A 19,747-nucleotide genomic window follows, 5' to 3' on the forward strand; every position below is an offset into this window, starting at 1 on the left:
GTTGGGACTGTTTTTTTATTCTATTTCAAACTGATTCAGGGAGAGAGACTCGCCGTCCCATTCTATATAAGAGAAATATTGCATCCAGTCGCCGGCAATAAGTAAACGGCTCGTCTTAGACAACATTAAATCCAGCATGATATGACGATGCCCGAAAACAAAGAAGTTTATATCCGGATGCACCTTCAAATATTCTTTTGCAAAAGAAATCAGGTACTCTCCTGCTTCTCCTTGATATGCTTTTACATTACCATTTAGAGTTTCTTTCTTCAAACCACTTTTACGGCTACTCAATGACCAACCTAAGGCAAAACCAAATGTCCACCGGGGATGAATACCCGCATACAACCACTGACAGAATTTATTGCGAAAAACAGCCCGGATCAGACGAAAAAGCTTACTTCGATAATCCACTTCATCTCCATGTGCTAAAAAGAAACGTTTGCCCAATAAATCAATGGTAAGCGGTTCACGATGAATAACAGCGCCTATTTCCTGAGGCAAGTAGTCAAACATCCATATATCATGGTTCCCAATGAATATATGAATCTCAATTCCATTATCCGACAACTCGGCCAATTTACCAAGAAAACGCGTATGTCCCTTCGGAACAACATATTTATACTCGTACCAATAATCGAAAATATCACCCAACAGCCAAACAGCTGCAGCATCTTTTTTTATACTGTCCAACCAGCGCACCAGCTTCTTTTCAACCGCCAACGGGTCTTTGTGGAAACGGGCGCCTAAATGGGCATCCGAAGCAAAATATATTTTCTTTCGGGAGGAGTTCATTTTTCTTTCAGGAGGAATTATAAAAAGCCCAGTTCCAACTTAGCCTCTTCAGACATCATATCTTTATCCCATTCCGGCTCGAACACAATGTTCACTTCCACATTGTTCACACCGTCCACCGATTCTACTTTCATACGGACATCTTCCACAATGAAATCGGCTGCAGGGCAATTAGGAGCCGTAAGCGTCATATCTATACGAACATTCTTATCGTCGTCAATCTCTACATTATATATAAGGCCAAGATCGTACACATTTACCGGTATCTCCGGATCATATACGGTTTTAAGCATGGCAACAATAGCTTCTTCTGTCTGGAGGAATTCGTTGTTCATTTTAATTCTATTTAAGTGCAAAATTACGAAATAGTTAACTAAAGAACCTCTCTATACATTGAAAAGTTTATTAAAAGCTACTTTACTAGAGCCTGCCTTCATCCGTATAACTATAAAACCGGTCGTCTGATATGATAATGTGGTCTAATAAACGGATATCCACCAACTGCACCGCCTGCTTTAGCCGCTGTGTCAACGCATCGTCCTGTGCACTTGGCTGGATGACTCCCGAAGGATGATTATGGCAAAGAATAATACTTGCAGCCAGCGATTGGATAGCTGCTTTCAGTATCAGACGAATATCTGCCTGGGTTTCCCCCACTCCACCTTGACTAATTTTAACCTTCTCAATAACTCTGTTTGCACGATTCAGTAAAGCAATCCATAGTTCCTCGTATGGCAAATCACAAAGCAAGGGATAAAAAAGAGAATAAGCCGCGCGGCTTTCCTGAACAACCAACCGTTGAACCGGTTCACAACCTCTGCGTCTTTTACCCAATTCCAAAGCAGCAGCAATTGTAACTGCTTTTGCTTCACCAATACCTTTAAAAGATGAGATTAAATCGTTTACCGACAATTTGCCTAATGCATTCAAATTATTATCAACAGAATGAAGAATACGCTGGGACAGTTGAACTGCCGTTTCCTGCAGATTTCCAGAACCAATCAGAATAGCCAGAAGCTCGGCATCACTTAAGGAAGATGCTCCTTTATGAAGTAATTTCTCACGCGGACGATCTTCTATCGCCCAATCTGTTATTTTCATAGCTTGTATTTGGTATAAAAAAGAAAAGGGCGGCTTTTAGCCGCCCCCATTTCTCTATATAGTATTAACGGATACGTCCTACATAAGAACCGTCCTGTGTATTGATTTCGATCGTTTCACCTTCAGAAATAAACAACGGAACACGAACCTCCGTACCGGTTTCCACTGTTGCCGGCTTCAATGTGTTTGTTGCAGTATCGCCTTTAACACCCGGTTCCGTATAAGTAACCTTCAATTGTACTTTTACAGGCATGTCAGCAAAAAGAACAGTTTCTGTCGAAGCATCCGAAACAACATCAACAACCTGACCTTCTTTCATGAATTCAACACCATTAATAAGTTCTTTATCGATAATAACATCTTCCCATGTTTCCTGGTTCAGAAAGTGATAATGTTCGCCTTCATTATATGAAAACTGGTAGGGACGGCGTTCAACACGTACATCTTCCAGTTTTTCATCAATATTGAAACGACGTTCAAGCGTACCGCCATTTACAATATCTTTCAATTTCGTACGCATGATAGTGTTACCCTTACCTGGTTTTACATGAAGAAAATCCACGCAGAAATATAGCTTTCCGTCTAAACGAATACAAGTTCCTTTCTTAATGTCTTGTGAATTGATCATACTTTATATTTTTTATTTATGTAATACGATTGAGTTAATTCGTCATTTTCCGGGTGCAAAAGTAGTGCTTTCAAACGAAAGTAACAACATATTGCCGTATTTTTATTCTGAAAAGAGTTGCAAATCAATCTAATATGATTTGGAAGGAGAAAATGCCCGTGGTTGTTTATTTAGAACATCGACAGAATTAAACCAATCAAAGGAACCAAAACAGCAGTCATTATACCCATCAGGCCAATAGCTAATCCGCTCAAGGCTCCTTCTATAGCTCCCAGCTGGATGGCAACAGATGTCCCTACTCCATGCGACGAAGCGCCTAGTGCCAGCCCCTTGGCTATATGGCTTTCTATACCTAAAACTTTCATTACAACAGGCCCGACTATACTGCCAAAAATACCTACCACAACAACAATAACAGCTGTTAAAGAAGGGATACCCCCGGCCTTTTCAGCAATGCCCATAGCAATGGGTGTTGTCACCGATTTAGGTTGAAGGGTGGCTATTAAAGCCTGGTCCGCTCCCATTACTTTACCTATTATAATTACGCTTACGATACCAACGATAGCTCCTACAAATACCGAAGTCAGGATCGAGATTACATTTCCTTTCAGGTATTGTATCTGTTCGTACAGGACATATCCTAATGCTACAACGGAAGGACCAAGCAGAAAGTGAATCAAATGCGTATGTTGTTGAAACGATTCATAGTGAACACCAAGCACTTGCAGCACGACTATAATTACAAACACGGAGGTTATCAAAGGATGCAACAGGCTGACACGGGTCTTCTTATACAAAGCCATCGCCGCCAAATAAGTTCCCAACACCAAGGTCAGGGCAAATATTTCAGAATCAGCCAACGTATTCATCGTCTATTTTCCTTTCTCCATTTTCTGTTGCACAAGAGCAACGCTGACAATAACTAAAATCGTACTCACCACACATGCCGTAAGGATAACCGCCCAATACTGGGAAAGAATACCCACTGAGCCCATCAATCCTACAGCCGCAGGAACAAAGAACAGGCTCATATTCTGTGTCAATATAGTAGATACCCGTTTCACTTTATCCGGTTTTACCCATTTAAAAGCAAGAGCCAGAAAGAGCAACACCATGCCTATCACGCTACCCGGTATAAAACCGTCTATGAAATAGCTTATAAACTCTCCCGTAAAGTAGAAGAATAAAATATAAAACGCTTGTGCCAGCATAAACCTTTTACCTATTATTTAGTGACTGCAAAGATAACACACAAACAAAAAATATGTTCTACAACATAAGACATTAACCTATGTTTAACAAAACAGATTCATAGTTATAACTTTTCAAACCCATAACTATGATTTTCCCAAATCACCGGGATGGGTTTTGCGATACAAAAAAAGCGTGTGTAACGATGGTTTGATAAATCAGGCTAATGCAGAGGTGATAAACATATAAATCATCATACCTATAATATCGTTAGTAATCGTTATAAAAGGGCCGGTAGCAAGGGCCGGATCCACATTCATCCGGTTCAATGTCATCGGCACAAGTGTCCCGAATATACTGGCAAACATGACTACGGCAAATAAACTAAGTGACACAGATGCCGTAATAGCTCTGTCACCCAGCATAAAGAAGTTGTATATGAATACTACCAGACTGATAATGCTGGCGTTGATAAGCGAAACAACAGATTCTTTTAATATTTGCGAAACTATATGTCCTTCTTTCAATGTATTATTAGCTAAGCCTTGCACCACAATAGCAGAAGACTGTATTCCTACATTTCCGCCGGTACCACCAATCAACGGGATAAACAAAGCCATTTTAGGATTAGCAGCAAAACTGCTCTCAAAGCCTCCCAGAATCACCGAATTTCCTAACCCGCCAATCATGCCGATAAGTAACCAAGGCAAGCGTGCAGCCGTTTGCATAAACACATTATCGGATGTCTCCACATCCTGGGAAATACCGGAAGCCAACTGGTACTCACGCTCATGTTGCTCGCGGATTTCATCCATTACGTCATCAATAGTAATACGACCAACCAAACGTCCGATACTATCTACTACAGGCAACGCAACCAAGTCGTATTTCTCAATAGTCTGCGATACATCTTCAATACTGTCACTTTCATGTACGGAAATCGGATCCTTCTTCATTACATGTTTGATCTTGGAAACAGAAGGATTGGTGATAAGCCGTTGCAAAGGCAAAACACCCTTCAGGCGTTCGTCGTCATCTATTACATATACGTAATAAATCTCGTCCATCTCTTCAGCCTGTTTACGCATTTCGTCAATACATTGGGGCATACTCCAATTCTCGTTTACAACGATCATTTCAGTACCCATCAAACCACCGGCCGTATCTTCGTCATATTTCAACAAGTCTACGATATCACCGGCCTGCTCAACATCTTTTATATGCGACAAGATTTCTTCCTGCGTGTCTTCATCCAATTCACGCATCAAATCAACTGCATCGTCGGTTTCCATGTTATCCACGAAACGCTTCGCAATCAATTCACTCGGAAGTTCTTTCAGTAATTTATGACGGTCTTCTTCGTCAAGTTCCATCAACACGTCGGCTGCTTTGTCTCCGTCCATCAGCAGATAGAGATAAATAGCTTCCCGAAGATTCAGTTCCTGATATAATTCGGCAATATCTGCAGGATATAATTCGTGCAACAATTCGCGCGCTTTATCATCTTCTTTCCGTTCGATGATATTTTTCAGGTTCTCGATGTATTCTTTCGTTAATTCAATCATGACAACGTGTTGTTTCTTCTATCGGGCGGGGGTTATCCGGCCAAGCACATTATTCTTTTGACAAATCAGGGTAAGCTCTACAAACTGTTCTACAGAAAGTTGTTCGGGGCGCTTATCAAAAATAGGCAATACATAATCCGGACAATCTTTGCCTAAAAGAGGTTTCATTGAATTGCGAAGCGTTTTGCGACGTTGGTTAAAAGAGGTCTTGACAACGGTTTTAAACAATTTCTCATCGCATCCTAATTCCTTCCGGTCATTACGCACCATACGCAAAACGGCGCTTTTTACCTTTGGGGGCGGATCAAAAACATATTCGCTGACTGTAAACAGATAACTTACATCATACCATGCCTGCAATAATACACTTAATATGCCATATGTCTTGCTACCCGGACCGGCAGCCAAGCGTTCGGCCACTTCTTTCTGCAACATTCCGGAACAACAAGGTACTTGTTCTTTATAATCAAGAACCTTAAAAAATATCTGGCTGGATATATTATACGGATAATTCCCAATCACACAAAACGGCCCTGAGAACAGTTTGGGAAGGTCCAACTTCAGAAAATCATCTCCTATAATGCGCCCTCGCAAAGCAGGAAAATTCTGTTCCAAATAAGCTACCGATTCCCGGTCAAGTTCCACAACTGTAAGATCTTGTCCTGCTTCCAGCAAGAACTGGGTAAGCACTCCCATACCAGGACCTATCTCCAATATCGGTGTACCTTTATAGTCGGCTACTGTATCAGCAATACGCTGGGCAATTTGCAAATCTTTAAGGAAATGTTGCCCTAATGCCTTTTTCGGTTTAACTAATCTCATCCAGTTATTTAATAGATTGTGTTTCGTATCTAAATAATATTGTATCTTTGCAGACGCACAAAAATACAACAAATTATTAAAAGAACCCTACGTGTAATGGATTTTAAAGGCATTCTACGCACGATTCTTAAGATATGCTTACCTCTGGTTTTCGGCTGTTTGCTGCTCTGGTTTTTATATCGGAAGATGGATGTCAGTGAGATATGGAGAGTAGTAAAAGAAGGTGTCCGTTATGACATAATCTTGTTTTCCCTATTATTCGGCCTTGCTGCCAATATAATACGCGGTCTCCGATGGGGATTGCTGATCAGTTCGCTGGGCGAGCGGTTCAAGATGAGCAACGTTATCTATGCCGTATTAGGTAATTATGCTGTAAACCTCGTACTGCCCCGCGTCGGGGAAGTATGGCGTTGTGGTGTGATTACGAAATACGACAAGATCCCATTCTCCAAATTGCTGGGCACCCTGTTAATAGACCGTGTAAGCGATACAATCATGGTCGGACTTATTACTTTGATGATATTCATCTTCAACATTAATTTCTTCACGAGCTTCTTTGCCAAGAACCCGGCACTGCTTGACGGCTTCCAATCTATGTTCAATTCTATCTGGATTTATGTGGTTCTGATAGTTTTTTGCGTCGGAATTTGGTTTATATTCACTTATATGAGTAACTTTACGCTGGTACAGAAAGCGAAGACCCTGTTGTTGAATGTTTGGGAAGGGATGAAAAGCATCTGGCTGATGAAACACAAAGTTCGTTTCTTGTTGGAGACAGTGCTTATCTGGGCTGGTTATTTCTGTTATTTCTATATCACGTTTTATGCATTCGATTTTACCCGCGACCTGGGGGTTTCCGTCGGATTAATCGCATTTACGATGAGTAGTATAGGCGTTGCCGTTCCGGTACAGGGAGGCATCGGTCCGTGGCACTTCATGGTTATTGCAACATTAGTTTGTTTCGGGGTAAACGAGAGTGATGCTGCAGCTTTTGCTTTAGTCGTACACACTGTACAGACGGTATGGACAGGGCTTTGTGGTTTGTTTGGCGTAATAGCATTGCCGCTAACCAACAAAGGAACGCAGGAAACAGCTGTTGTTTCAGAATGAATACAATCATGTATTAAATAAGAGTTATAAACTTAAATCAGTAACTTCTATGTCAGCAGAAATCAAAAATCTATTACCAAAGCATGTATGGGGTTATTTCTATGACCTTACACAAATTCCTCGTCCAACCGGACACATGGAGGCCGTAACCCGTTATGTAGTCGAATTTGGAAAAAGCTTGGGATTAGAAACCCTGCAGGACGAAGTAGGAAATGTTTTGATCCGCAAACCGGCTACTCCCGGAAGAGAAGGACACAAGACCGTTACTTTGCAGGCACATCTCGATATGGTTCCGCAGAAAAATGCATCAGTAAAACATAACTTCATTACTGACCCTATAGATGCTTACATAGACGGAGACTGGGTAAAAGCTCATGAAACGACATTAGGAGCAGACAATGGGATAGGGGCATCATTCGCTATGGCGGCATTAGCCGATAACTCTTTACAACACGGTCCTTTGGAAGCACTCTTTACCATAGACGAAGAAGAAGGCATGGATGGAGCAGTCGGGCTGAAATCCGGTTTCCTGAAAGGCAATATTCTGCTAAACTGCGATTCGGAAGAAGAAGGAGAGTTGTTTGTAGGTTGCGCCGGTGGTGCAGACCTGAATATCTCTTTCCAATTTAAAGAAGATCAATATATACCGGAAGGCGATACAGCCGTTAAATTAAGCCTGACCGGATTAAAAGGCGGACATTCCGGTGTAGATATCCACCTGGGACGGGCAAACGCCAACAAATTAATGTTCCGGTTCCTGAAAGAAGCTGTCTGCGATTATGGAGCACGTTTATCTTCCATTGAAGGAGGCTCCTTACGCAATGCCATTCCACGTGAAGCATTTGCCACGATAACAATTCCGGGAGATAATGTAGAATCCCTTTGGGAATTGATAGCAGACTACCAGGACACTTTCCGTACCGAATACAAAGGTATAGAAGACAATATAAGTTTTGTGGCTGAAATGACAGATATGCCGTCAACTCTGATCCCGGAAGAAATTCAGGACGATTTGATCAACGCTATCGAAGGATGCCAGAACGGTGTCATCAGCATGCTGCATGATTTCCCCGGCACAGTGGAATCATCATCCAATCTGGCAATTGTGCATACGGCTAACGAATTGATCGAGATAAAGATATTAGTAAGAAGTTCTTCCGAAAGCCGCAAATATGCTGTTTGTTCCAGCCTGGAAAGCATCTTTGCCCTGGCCGGTGCAAAAGTGGAATATGGCGGAGCCTACAATGGATGGCAACCCAACATAGACTCACCTGTCCTGAATCTGATGGAGAAAGTATATCTGGATTTATACGGTAAAAAACCATCGGTAAAGGTTATGCATGCCGGTCTCGAATGCGGCATCATACAGGGAGCATATCCGGAAATGGACATGATTTCCATCGGACCGGACTTACAACATCCCCACTCTCCTGACGAGCGCGTCAGCATCTCATCCGTACAACGGGTTTGGGAATTTATAAAGGCTACATTAGAAAGAATCTGACTCTTTCCGGAATTATCAAGGAAACATGTCAAAAAGCTAATATTGAACGCAGATGATGCAGAACACACAGAATATCGCAGATTTTTATTAATAATCAATAAGGTCTGCGTTTATCTGTGCCTTGCCTGCACCATCTGTGCCCTTTTTAGTTGCCTACCTTTCCTCATAGGTTGCTTACCCTATTCAATTTAGTAGCTTACCTAAAAAGTATCAGACCATAGTCTCAATAAAGGGACATTTAGGGGTTCACTTTGTCACCTTCTGTCACTTTCTTCGGGGGGTATTCCTAAATGTGAAAAATTATCCATAGACACTCCATATAAATATACAACTTGCTAATATAGATAATATTACAATACACTAACGAGGTTTTCAAACGCCTAAAAACGGTCAATACTGATTTCATTTTAACACTTCCGCGAACACTTTCCCTGATGCTTAAATAAGCTGTTTATCGCTTCTTTAATATGGCTTTAGCCTAAGTTCAATTGCCGTCGGTTTTAACCGACGGATAGTAGAGTCTTCTTCTTTCAAGGGCTTCAGCCCAATAAGAATGAGATAATCAAAAAGAACTTTCCAAGAAGAAATTTGGCTAAAGCCAATACAGATAAATCCCCTTTTAGTCCGTCAGCTGAAGCAGACGGCAATTGAAACCAGGCTAAAGCCATATAAAAAACGGTTACTCTTTCTTACTTAACTTCTTTACAAAACATACAAAGCTTTCCTAAAATAATGGCATTATCATCCGGTTGTTGTTAATGATAGAATTAGATTTGGTTTATAATAGCATTAGATTTAGTTAATAAGGGCGCTTCTTTAATATGGCTTTAGCCTAAGTTCAATTGCCGTCGGTTTTAACCGACGGATAGTAGAGCCTTCTTCTTTCAAGGGCTTCAGCCCAATAAGAATGAGATAATCAAAAAGAGCTTTCCAAGAAGAAATTTGGCTAAAGCCAATACAGATAAATCCCCTTTTAGTCCGTCCGCTGAAGCAGACGGCAATTGAAACCAGGCTAAAGCCATATAAAAAACGGTTACTCTTTCTTACTTAACTTCTTTACAAAACATACAAAGCTTTCCTAAAATAATGGCATTATCATCCGGTTGTTGTTAATGATAGAATTAGATTTGGTTTATAATAGCATTAGATTTAGTTAATAAGGGCGCTTCTTTAATATGGCTTTAGCCTAAGTTCAATTGCCGTCGGTTTTAACCGACGGATAGTAGAGCCTTCTTCTTTCAAGGGCTTCAGCCCAATAAGAATGAGATAATCAAAAAGAGCTTTCCGAGAAGAAATTTGGCTAAAGCCAATACAGATATATCCCCTTTTAGTCCGTCAGCTGAAGCAGACGGCAATTGAAACCAGGCTAAAGCCATATAAAAAACGGTTACTCTTTCTTACTTAACTTCTTTACAAAACATACAAAGCTTTCCTAAAATAATGGCATTATCATCCGGTTGTTGTTAATGATAGAATTAGATTTGGTTTATAATAGCATTAGATTTAGTTAATAAGGGCGCTTCTTTAATATGGCTTTAGCCTGGTTTCAATTGCCGTCGGTTTTAACCGACGGATAGTAAAGCATCCATCTTTCAAGGGCTTCAGCCCAATAAGAATGAGATAACCAAAAAGAACTTTCCAAGAAGAAATTTGGCTAAAGCCAATACAGATATATCCCCTTTTAGTCCGTCAGCTGAAGCACAATGTCATTAAGTTAAGCACTAGACCGCTCTTTTATAATTCGTAAGTGTCACATACTTGCCTAGAAGTTTGATTGATTTCTTTGTTCGTGTATATTTCCTGCCTGGCCTGACAGGCTCTAAATACCTTTCGAATAAGGAAGTCAATTCCTTCAACAAGTAACCTGCTTGTTCAGCATGGAGAAATAAATCGATAACCCTCCCTTTCATCAGAGCCCAGCATACGTTCTTATTGATCTTATACTTGATTGTCCTTTGTCGGTTTACAGTTCGCACGTATTCCTCACAGCTCTCTTCTATAACGGCTTGCAGGTTGAACACAAAAATGTTAGCATAGAAGTCCTGTTCTATACTAACAGGGCTGATCCCACTGAAGCACTCTACCTGTAGCTCATTTTTGAGGTAGCCATAAGTGGTCTCCACCGGCCAACGCAAGAAGTAGAGTTCCTTTAGAACCGGAAGTGTATATGCTTTTGTGTCGTAGAGATTCGTTATCAATATCTCGTCCTGACCATCATCCAGCCGTATTCTGGCCAGGCGAACCTTGACCTCTGTCTCCGGTGGGATTTCCACACCCTGATCCTTTAAGCCTTTGATCGCCTTATAAGTGGCTCGAAGGGTGACTATCTCTTCTTTTTTGCCAGAGGAACGGAACTCGTCAACCACCTTGCAGAAGTTTGCTTGGGCACGCATCACGAAGTGAGAGTCTTGCCTGTTTATTAGTAAATAGAACAACATGAAGGATGGATATCCGCGGTCCAGTAGCAGCAAGTCGTCCTTATTCAAGAAAGGGATCAGGTCGCATGCCGTGGTACGCTCAGCCTCTTTGAGTGAGCATAATTTGCTATTAACCACCAACTTGTTCAATACGTCATAGAGAACTGAAGCACGGGCTGTGGCCGATTTTATTCCATGCTGGTTGGTACTGTATCCAAAATGCTGTCTCAAAGCTCTCGTATTTGGCAATGATAACTTCGTGCCATCAATGGCGAATATCCTAAAACCTCGCCACCTCCTCTCTTGCCTCCGGGTATTCCGATAATAGGAGGATATCAGTATGTCATTCCAGTCCTGAAAAAAGACAGGCTTTAATTTTCTTCGCTGTTGGCAAAAGGCCGACTTGGTCACGGTCGCAGAGCTGATATGAGAAAAAAAGCTCTCTAGTTCTACGCTTAAACTCCTTTTTAAGAGATTGATATGTAACGCAACCATCCTCGAAAAGGATAAACTGCGTTTACGCGTGAAATCTGTTGCCTTGTTTACGTATCGCATTTTTGTTTCTTTATCACTCATTGTATTTTGAAAAAACTCATTCAAATCGTTTATTATTTCTATATTTGCGGAAACCATTGGCTTGTTTTTTTAGATTCAATTATAAAAAAACGGAGTTTCCGTTTTCAATCCAATGGTTTTTCTCTTTTTTTCTCTTCCTGAAAAAACTTATCATCCATTCTGCATTATTGAACTTCCACTTTCTTGTAAAGCTTCTCTTCATTGTCATGAGAACACAAGGTTGTCAGGCACTTATCGCTTAACTTAATGACATTGAGCTAAAGCAGACGGCAATTGAAACCAGGCTAAAGCCATATAAAAAACGGTTACTCTTTCTTACTTAACTTCTTTACAAAACACATAAAGCTTCCCTAAAACAATGGCATTATCATCCGGTTATGTTAATAATAGAATTAGATTTAGTTTATAATAGCATTAGATTTGATTAATAAGGGCGCTTCTTTAATATGGCTTTAGCCTAAGTTCAATTGCCGTCGGTTTTAACCGACGGATAGTAGAGCCTTCTTCTTTCAAGGGCTTCAGCCCAATAAGAATGAGATAATCAAAAAGAGCTTTCCGAGAAGAAATTTGGCTAAAGCCAATACAGATATATCCCCTTTTAGTCCGTCAGCTGAAGCAGACGGCAATTGAAACCAGGCTAAAGCCATATTAAATAAGCGATAAACAGCTTATTTAAGCATCAGGGAAAGTGTTCGCGGGAAGCACTAAAGCGTTACAGGCATGATTTCGCAACAACGATACAATAATATATATATCAACAACATACAGCCGATATCAGATCATTTTGCAATTTAAGAATACCCCCCGAAGAAGGTGACAGAAGGTGACAAAGTGGGAGACATATCCAAAGTCTGTATTTACGTAATACGAAACTCTGAAACCATTGCAAATAGACAGCATTAAAAATCATGTTAATAAACGTAAGTGCTTCTCTAAGAATATCGGTCAAATTTAAAATTTATTGTACTTTTGTGCTCTTACATTAAATATATAGCAATGGCCAGCGATGAAATGAAAGAAATTTGGAAAATCCCGGAGCCCACACTCAGAAGATTGCCGTGGTATCTTGCCTTTGTAAAACTGATGAAAGGGAAAGGGGAAACATTTGTGTCGTCTACTCAAATTGCCAAAGAAATTAATGTAGACGCCAGCCAGGTTGCTAAAGATCTGTCATTTGTAAACATATCGGGAAAAACCAGAGTCGGTTACGATATAAATACACTGGTAGACGTTTTGGAAGACTTTCTGGGCTTCACGGTGCAACACAAAGCTTTCCTTTTCGGTGTAGGAAGCCTGGGAGCAGCGTTATTACACGACTCCGGTCTGAATCAATACGGATTGGAAATAGTGGCAGGTTTCGACGTCCGCCCCGAACTGGCCGGATCACGCATTCATGGCATCCCTGTATTCCATATCGATGATTTTCCTGCCAAACAAAAGGAATACGGAGCAACAATCGGCATCATTACGGTTCCTGTTGAAAAGGCCCAAGAGGTTACCGAACAAATCATTGCCGGAGGAATCAAGGCTCTCTGGAATTTTACACCTTTCCGTATCCGCGTACCGGAACATATCGTGGTACAAAATACTTCCATGTATGCACATTTAGCGGTTATGTTCAACCGGATGAATTCAATAAATCACTAAAAATGAAAATTATTGCTGTAGGAATGAATTATGCAGCCCACAATAAAGAGCTACATCATTCGTTAGAATTATCAGAACCTACGATCTTTATGAAATCCGATTCGTCTCTTTTGAAAGACGGGAAACCTTTTTTTATTCCCGATTTCTCGTCCGAGATTCATTATGAAACGGAAATTGTAATAAAGATAAACAGGCTGGGAAAGAATATTGCCGAACGTTTTGCACATCGTTACTACGATGAAGTAACAGTCGGCATCGATTTTACCGCGCGCGATTTGCAAAACAAATTACGGGCAGAAGGACTACCCTGGGAAATCAGCAAAGCATTCGACAACTCGGCCGCAGTAGGAACGTTTATCCCGTTGGATAGAGCAGGTGATATTGACCGCATTCCTTTCCATCTGGAAATAAACGGACAGAAAGTTCAGGAAGGCAATACGTCGGATATGCTTTTCCCTGTAGACAAAATTGTTGCTTACGTTAGCCGTTTCTTCACATTAAAAATCGGAGACCTGATTTATACGGGAACCCCTGTCGGTGTAGGACCGGTTAAGATTGATGACCATCTGCAAGGATATATCGGCGAACGGAAATTGCTGGACTTCTATGTACGGTAATAACTGATTTATGTTACGAACTATATACACATTACTGATAAGTCTTTGCTTCTTGTCCTCTGCATGGGCAGGCAGCGACCGCTATACATCCAGTTCCGTTTTATCACAAGGGAAATGGGTTAAGATAAAAATAAAGGAAAACGGGATGTACAAGCTCTCTTTTTCCGACTTAAAGAACATGGGCTTCTCCGATCCTTCAAAAGTTTCCGTTCACGGTTACGGAGGATGGATCATGGATGAAGACTTCCGTAAACCTTACCTGGACGACCTTCCTACTGTTCCCGTTTACAAAGGAACAGACTACCTGCTTTTTTATGGCAAGGGGGTACGTAAATGGGAATATGACTCAGAGAACGGGACTTTTGCACATACCAACAATCCGTATTCACTATACGGATGTTACTTCCTGACAGATAATACAGAAACAAAAGAAATGACAACTGCTGCCTCCGGTGAAGGAGCAACATTAGTTGTCAATACTTTTGACGATTATGTTGTCCATGAAGAAGACCTTATATCGGTCAATAAATCCGGACGGGACTTATTTGGTGAATCTTTCAGCCTGACACGTACAAGAACCCTGTCGATGCCCTCCATTCCGGGTATCACTAATGATGACGCAAAAGTCACAATGCGCTTCATCGCCAGAGGAGCTTCAAGTGCGGGAAAGGCAACATTAAGTATTAGTAATCAAGATCTGCTAAACTTAACGATTCCTGCAGCCAATGGTTATAACTATCCGGAATATATAAAAGCTATAGCCAGAACCGGCACTGCTACATGGACAGGAGATAAAAGCGAGTCACCAAAAGTCACTGTTAGTTATAACCCAAGCGGACATACAAACGTACACCTCGATTACATCAGGCTACAAGTAAAACGTACTCTACAACCCTATGGGGCAAGTACACTTTTCCGTAGCTTGGCATCTAAGGGGAATACCACCCGTTTCGTCATCAAAAATGCAAATGCAAGTACTTTGGTATTCGATATAACAGACAGCCAAAATCCGCAACGAATGGAAACTTCATTAAACGGCACAGAACTTTCATTCACCATTCCACAAGGAGAGTTACGGGAATTTGCATTGGTACAACCGGACAAAACTTTTCCCGGCTATGAAAAAGCCAATGGCTATGTTGCTGCACAAGATTTGCACAAGTTAGGACAAACAGATATGGTGATTATAGCAGCTCCTGCCCTCAAAAGCCAGGCAGAACGTCTGGCGGAAGAACACCGCCAACGCGATAACCTGACTGTAGAAGTTGTAGAACCGGAAAAGATATACAACGAATTTTCGAGTGGTACGCCAGATGCCACAGCTATCCGCCGTTTCATGAAAATGTTTTACGACCGCAGCACTTCTGAAACGGATGCACCCAAGTACTTATTACTATTTGGCGACGGTGTTTACGATAACCGTTTTCTTTGTGAAGACCTGAAAGACATACCCCGGGAAAACATGTTGCCCACCTATCAATCTGCTAATTCCCTTGACATAAATTCTTACGTAACAGAAGATTATTTCGGTTTCCTGGAAGATCAATCGGGCAGCTATTTACCAAATGATAAATTACAGATAGGAATTGGTCGCTTCCCCGTACGCACAGTAGAAGAAGCCACCCAGATGGTCGATAAAGCAATTGCCTACATGAACAATACACAATTCGGTTCATGGAAAAATAAAGTTGCTTTTATTGCAGATGACGGAAACAATGCCGATACATTTACGATAAACCACATGAATCAGGCAAACAAGGAAGCCGATTATATTGAAGGAAATCACCCGGAATTTCTTGTCAACAAAATATTCATGGATGCTTACAAGAAAGATCATAGCGGGCAAAGCTCCTATCCCGATGTAAACAAGAAGATTCAACAACTTCTGAAAAGCGGGTTAATGTTGATTAATTACACAGGGCACGGTGGCACAGAAGCTTTAGCCGACGAGCATATAATAACACAAAGTGACATTAATCAGTCCACCTATGCCAATCTGCCTTTATGGATTACGGCTACCTGCGACTTTACCCGGTTTGATGCCCCAACCACATCTGCAGGCGAAAGTGTTTTTCTGAATAAAAAAAGCGGAGGTATAGCTTTGTTCTCCACAACAAGAGTTGTTTTATCCGGCCCGAATTTCAATATCAACATGGAATTGCTTGCCAATTTATTTGAAAAAGAAAACGGACGGCGTATAACATTGGGAGACGTAATTAAAATAACCAAACGCAATCTGGGGAATGATTCCAACAAGCTTAATTTCCTGTTGGTTGGAGATCCCGCCATGAAACTGGCTTATCCGGAATACCACGCAAAAGTGACATCCGTCAATGGCGAACCGGTTGACGGTTCTCCTATTACTTTAAAGGCATTACAAAAAGTCACTGTAGAAGGAGAAATCACTACTCCCAACGGAGAAAAAGCCGAGGATTTCACAGGAATAGTAAATCCGACAGTGTTAGACAGTAAGCGTACAATTACAACACTGGATAATAACAATATAGGACAGACGTTTTCTTTTACCGACTATCCGAACACGATATTTATAGGAAATGATTCCGTACGCAACGGCAAGTTCAGCTTCACCTTCACCGTACCCAAAGATATTTCCTATTCAAACGATTATGGTAAAATAAACCTATATGCTTCGGACGAAACAAAAGGGACAGAAGCGCAAGGGTCTTTTACCAACTTCATTGTAGGAGGAACATCTGATGACACGGAAAAAGACACAGAAGGTCCGGAAATCAAAGCCCTGTATTTGAACGACTCCACTTTCACAGATGGAGGACAAGTAAACACGACTCCTTTATTTGTTGCCCAACTTTGGGATAAAAGCGGTGTTAATATCACCGGCAACAGCGTAGGGCATGACATCACACTGACAATCGACAACCAGTCCGCTTTAAATTATAACCTGAACAGTTATTATGAGTCTGTTCCGGGTAAAGAGGGCGAAGGATTTGTGACATTCTCTATCCCTGCATTAAATCCGGGTATTCATACGGCAGAATTTAAAGTATGGGATATACAGAACAATTCGACGACTAAAACCTTCAGCTTCGAAGTAGTTGAAGGTTTAAAACCCAATCTGTACGAACTAATCGGCACGCCAAATCCAGCCCGCGAACAAGTGGAATTCCGCCTGTATCATAACCGGCCGGAAACCAACGTTGCCGTAAATATTATGATCTACGATATGGCAGGAAAACTGTTATGGAATCATAGTGAAACAGGTTCGAACGAACTATTCAAAGCTTATATAGTAACCTGGAACCTGACCGATAACAACGGAGCCAGGCTGCACCCCGGAATCTATTTATACCGGGCGGCAATAAGTTCTAACCATTCTAAAGAAGCTACAAAAACAAAGAAATTAGTCATTCTTGCACAATAAAGAATCGGTAAATCAGTTATATGTAGGAACGAACAATTGTCCGTTCTTTTATTAATAGTAATTTCAGTATGAGAAAAGTATCGAGAATTTATTTACTCCTTATATCCTTCTGTCTGTTTGCTGCAACCGCTGTAGTAAAGGCACAAGATAAAAACCAATTTGCACCTATCCAGACGGCCGTACCATCATTATCTATTGCTCCGGATGCACGCGGAGGTGCTATGGGTGACAATGGCGTATCTACAACGCCAGACGTAAACTCCCAATATTGGAACCCTGCAAAATACGCATTTAATTACAGTAAAGCCGGAGTTTCATTGTCATATACTCCGTGGTTACGTAAGTTGGTTAATGACGTAGCATTGGTGAACCTTGCCGGTTATTATAAAATCGGAGATAGCGACCTGCAAGCTATCGGTGCCTCTGTCCGCTATTTCTCACTTGGCGAAATATCCGACTCGGAATATATGGGGCAAGGCGGTAGTGGAGTCACACTAAACCCGTACGAAATGGCAGTAGATGCCAGCTACAGCCGTAAGCTTTCGGAAAACTTCTCCATGGCCGTAGCTCTACGATACATACGCTCGGACTTAGGCGCCGACTCACGTTCAGACGGACAAACTGCAGGAAACGCATTTGCTGCCGACATTGCCGGTTATCTTGAGAAATATGTAATTCTTGGTAATAGCGAATGTTTATGGAGTTTCGGATTTAACGCTTCCAACATTGGTTCTAAAATATCTTTCGACGGAGGAGAAACCAGCCGCTTCCTTCCTGCCAAGTTAGCTGTCGGAACAGGTCTTTTATACCCGATAGACGATTATAACCGTATAGGCGCTTATTTAGACATCAGCAAATATCTGGTTCCAAACTATCCGACAAAAGGGGATAAAAACCCGGACGAAACAGACGAAGAATTTCAAAAAAGGCTTGAAGATTACAGATCTTTGTCTTCCATATCCGGCATCTTCAAATCTTTTGGCGATAATCCAAACGGTTTCAAGGGAGAACTGCAGGAAATAATGGCTTCAATCGGTTTAGAATACAGCTACAACGAACAGTTTTTCGTACGTGGCGGTTATTATTACGAAAACAAGAATATGGGTAACAGACAGTATTTCTCAGTAGGTGCCGGTTTCCGTATGAGTGTATTCCAACTGGACGCAGCTTACCTTGTAAGTACTGTACAAAGCAACCCATTGGATCAAACCCTCCGTTTCTCTCTTTCATTCGATATGGATGGCATAAGAAATCTGTTCAGATAATAGAAAATATGAAGATCAGAGTAGGTTTCGGTTATGATGTGCATGCACTAGTTCCCGATCGCGAACTATGGATAGGAGGAATTAAAATAGAGCATACACTAGGACTGCTTGGGCATAGTGATGCCGACGTATTAATCCACGCCATCTGCGATGCCCTGTTAGGGGCGGCAAACATGCGTGACATAGGATTTCATTTTCCCGACACAGCCGGCGAATACAAAAACATAGACAGCAAAATACTGCTTCGTGACACAATGAAGCTGATCCGTAATGCCGGATATGAACTAGGAAACATAGATGCAACCATAGCTGCCGAACGCCCGAAACTGAATCCGCATATTCCCGAAATGAAGCAAATCCTGGCTGAGGTAATGCAAGTAGATGCAGACGACATATCCATAAAAGCTACAACAACAGAAAAATTAGGTTTTACCGGACGGCAGGAAGGTATTGCCGCTTACGCTACGGTTCTTATCCAAAAATAAAAACAATACAACTATTTTTTCATAGACTGCTTGCCTTCTTTTTCAAAAGGGCAAGCATTTTTTATCTCCAAAGCCACAAGTTAATTAATCTCAACTTCGCAACAACTTTCCGCTCTCCCCTGTTTGACTGGTACTTATTTATAATCACATAATTCTAATTAACCACGCGGATAACATAGAAATATGTACCAAATACCCCGTGAGGGCGAAAAAGTGGAATATTAATACTAAAGTACAAAAATGAAGTTCTATCTGCCACAACTTCTGTGAAGAAGGAATGGCAGACAAACACCAAAGGGTATTTCAAACCAGATGGAATACTCTTTGGCGTTTTCTTTTTATAATCATCCCGATCATTTTATTAAATCATCAGGATGTTTTGGAAGAATCATCAGGATGATTTATTTTACCACGCATTTTAAGACGTTTGATCTGGAGAAAGCGAAGTAAAAGAATAACTGCCAACGTTGCCCCGATTATACAAAAGTATTCCGTATAGCCATTTTCCGGATTATTGCCGGGCCAGCCAATCACGCTCATAATTATAAGATATACCAGCAATGCTATACTGGTAATATTTACCTTTTTCATATTGTCTTATTCTACATTAATAGGTAACAAAGA

General features: G+C 41.2%; 17 protein-coding genes. 7 read left to right on the plus strand and 10 right to left on the minus strand.

Features of this window, described 5'->3' with window-relative positions:
- Positions 1 to 15: 15 nt before the first annotated feature.
- From CTY47_RS05380 to rsmA, 8 genes are all read right to left on the minus strand, one after another.
- Positions 16 to 795 carry a UDP-2,3-diacylglucosamine diphosphatase gene (locus tag CTY47_RS05380; RefSeq protein WP_099463750.1) on the minus strand — a complete coding sequence of 260 codons (780 nt, stop codon included), beginning with the start codon at positions 793 to 795 and terminating at the stop codon, positions 16 to 18.
- 17 nt (positions 796 to 812) lie between these two features.
- Entirely contained in the window at positions 813 to 1,130 is a 318-nt protein-coding gene (locus tag CTY47_RS05385; protein WP_099463751.1) for an SUF system Fe-S cluster assembly protein, read from the minus strand.
- An 85-nt stretch (positions 1,131 to 1,215) separates the two neighbouring features.
- Positions 1,216 to 1,896, minus strand: a complete 681-nt coding sequence (radC, locus tag CTY47_RS05390; protein WP_099463752.1) for a RadC family protein — start codon at positions 1,894 to 1,896, stop codon at positions 1,216 to 1,218.
- 64 nt (positions 1,897 to 1,960) lie between these two features.
- Complete coding sequence (efp, locus tag CTY47_RS05395) at positions 1,961 to 2,524, minus strand: elongation factor P (RefSeq protein WP_099463753.1); 564 nt, start codon at positions 2,522 to 2,524, stop codon at positions 1,961 to 1,963.
- A gap of 170 nt (positions 2,525 to 2,694) precedes the next feature.
- On the minus strand, positions 2,695 to 3,393 hold the full coding sequence (locus CTY47_RS05400; protein WP_099463754.1) for an LrgB family protein: 699 nt from the start codon (positions 3,391 to 3,393) through the stop codon (positions 2,695 to 2,697).
- Between the two features lie 3 nt (positions 3,394 to 3,396).
- Positions 3,397 to 3,735 (minus strand): CidA/LrgA family protein, encoded by a 339-nt coding sequence (locus tag CTY47_RS05405; RefSeq protein WP_099463755.1) that lies wholly within the window; start codon positions 3,733 to 3,735, stop codon positions 3,397 to 3,399.
- A gap of 198 nt (positions 3,736 to 3,933) precedes the next feature.
- Entirely contained in the window at positions 3,934 to 5,280 is a 1,347-nt protein-coding gene (gene mgtE / locus CTY47_RS05410) for a magnesium transporter (RefSeq protein WP_099463756.1), read from the minus strand.
- A gap of 18 nt (positions 5,281 to 5,298) precedes the next feature.
- Positions 5,299 to 6,102 carry a 16S rRNA (adenine(1518)-N(6)/adenine(1519)-N(6))-dimethyltransferase RsmA gene (rsmA, locus tag CTY47_RS05415; protein WP_099463757.1) on the minus strand — a complete coding sequence of 268 codons (804 nt, stop codon included), beginning with the start codon at positions 6,100 to 6,102 and terminating at the stop codon, positions 5,299 to 5,301.
- Positions 6,103 to 6,198: 96 nt separating this feature from the next.
- On the opposite strand from rsmA, the gene CTY47_RS05420 reads away from it, so the two are divergent.
- Both CTY47_RS05420 and CTY47_RS05425 read left to right on the plus strand, forming a co-directional pair.
- Positions 6,199 to 7,212, plus strand: coding sequence for a lysylphosphatidylglycerol synthase transmembrane domain-containing protein (locus CTY47_RS05420; RefSeq protein WP_099463758.1), 1,014 nt, complete (start codon positions 6,199 to 6,201; stop codon positions 7,210 to 7,212).
- 49 nt (positions 7,213 to 7,261) lie between these two features.
- Positions 7,262 to 8,716 (plus strand): aminoacyl-histidine dipeptidase, encoded by a 1,455-nt coding sequence (locus tag CTY47_RS05425; protein ID WP_099464092.1) that lies wholly within the window; start codon positions 7,262 to 7,264, stop codon positions 8,714 to 8,716.
- Positions 8,717 to 10,437: 1,721 nt separating this feature from the next.
- Here CTY47_RS05425 and CTY47_RS05430 read toward each other — a convergent pair.
- On the minus strand, positions 10,438 to 11,766 hold the full coding sequence (locus CTY47_RS05430) for an IS4 family transposase (RefSeq protein WP_099463225.1): 1,329 nt from the start codon (positions 11,764 to 11,766) through the stop codon (positions 10,438 to 10,440).
- Between the two features lie 939 nt (positions 11,767 to 12,705).
- Between CTY47_RS05430 and CTY47_RS05435 the strand changes: the two genes are divergently transcribed.
- The 5 genes from CTY47_RS05435 to ispF all read left to right on the plus strand — a co-directional run bounded on the left by CTY47_RS05435 (position 12,706) and on the right by ispF (position 19,123).
- Positions 12,706 to 13,356, plus strand: a complete 651-nt coding sequence (locus CTY47_RS05435) for a redox-sensing transcriptional repressor Rex (RefSeq protein ID WP_099463759.1) — start codon at positions 12,706 to 12,708, stop codon at positions 13,354 to 13,356.
- 2 nt (positions 13,357 to 13,358) lie between these two features.
- Positions 13,359 to 13,973 carry a fumarylacetoacetate hydrolase family protein gene (locus tag CTY47_RS05440; protein ID WP_099463760.1) on the plus strand — a complete coding sequence of 205 codons (615 nt, stop codon included), beginning with the start codon at positions 13,359 to 13,361 and terminating at the stop codon, positions 13,971 to 13,973.
- Positions 13,974 to 13,983: 10 nt separating this feature from the next.
- Positions 13,984 to 17,373: a type IX secretion system sortase PorU gene (porU, locus tag CTY47_RS05445; protein ID WP_099463761.1), complete on the plus strand. Its 3,390-nt coding sequence runs from the start codon at positions 13,984 to 13,986 to the stop codon at positions 17,371 to 17,373.
- A 68-nt stretch (positions 17,374 to 17,441) separates the two neighbouring features.
- Entirely contained in the window at positions 17,442 to 18,638 is a 1,197-nt protein-coding gene (porV, locus tag CTY47_RS05450; protein WP_099463762.1) for a type IX secretion system outer membrane channel protein PorV, read from the plus strand.
- A gap of 8 nt (positions 18,639 to 18,646) precedes the next feature.
- Complete coding sequence (gene ispF, locus CTY47_RS05455) at positions 18,647 to 19,123, plus strand: 2-C-methyl-D-erythritol 2,4-cyclodiphosphate synthase (RefSeq protein WP_099463763.1); 477 nt, start codon at positions 18,647 to 18,649, stop codon at positions 19,121 to 19,123.
- A 369-nt stretch (positions 19,124 to 19,492) separates the two neighbouring features.
- Here ispF and CTY47_RS05460 read toward each other — a convergent pair whose 3' ends face one another.
- Positions 19,493 to 19,714, minus strand: a complete 222-nt coding sequence (locus CTY47_RS05460) for a hypothetical protein (RefSeq protein ID WP_099463764.1) — start codon at positions 19,712 to 19,714, stop codon at positions 19,493 to 19,495.
- Positions 19,715 to 19,747 lie beyond the last annotated feature (33 nt).

Origin of the sequence: Parabacteroides provencensis (assembly GCF_900232875.1) — a bacterium.
Classification (GTDB): domain Bacteria; phylum Bacteroidota; class Bacteroidia; order Bacteroidales; family Tannerellaceae; genus Parabacteroides; species Parabacteroides chinchillae.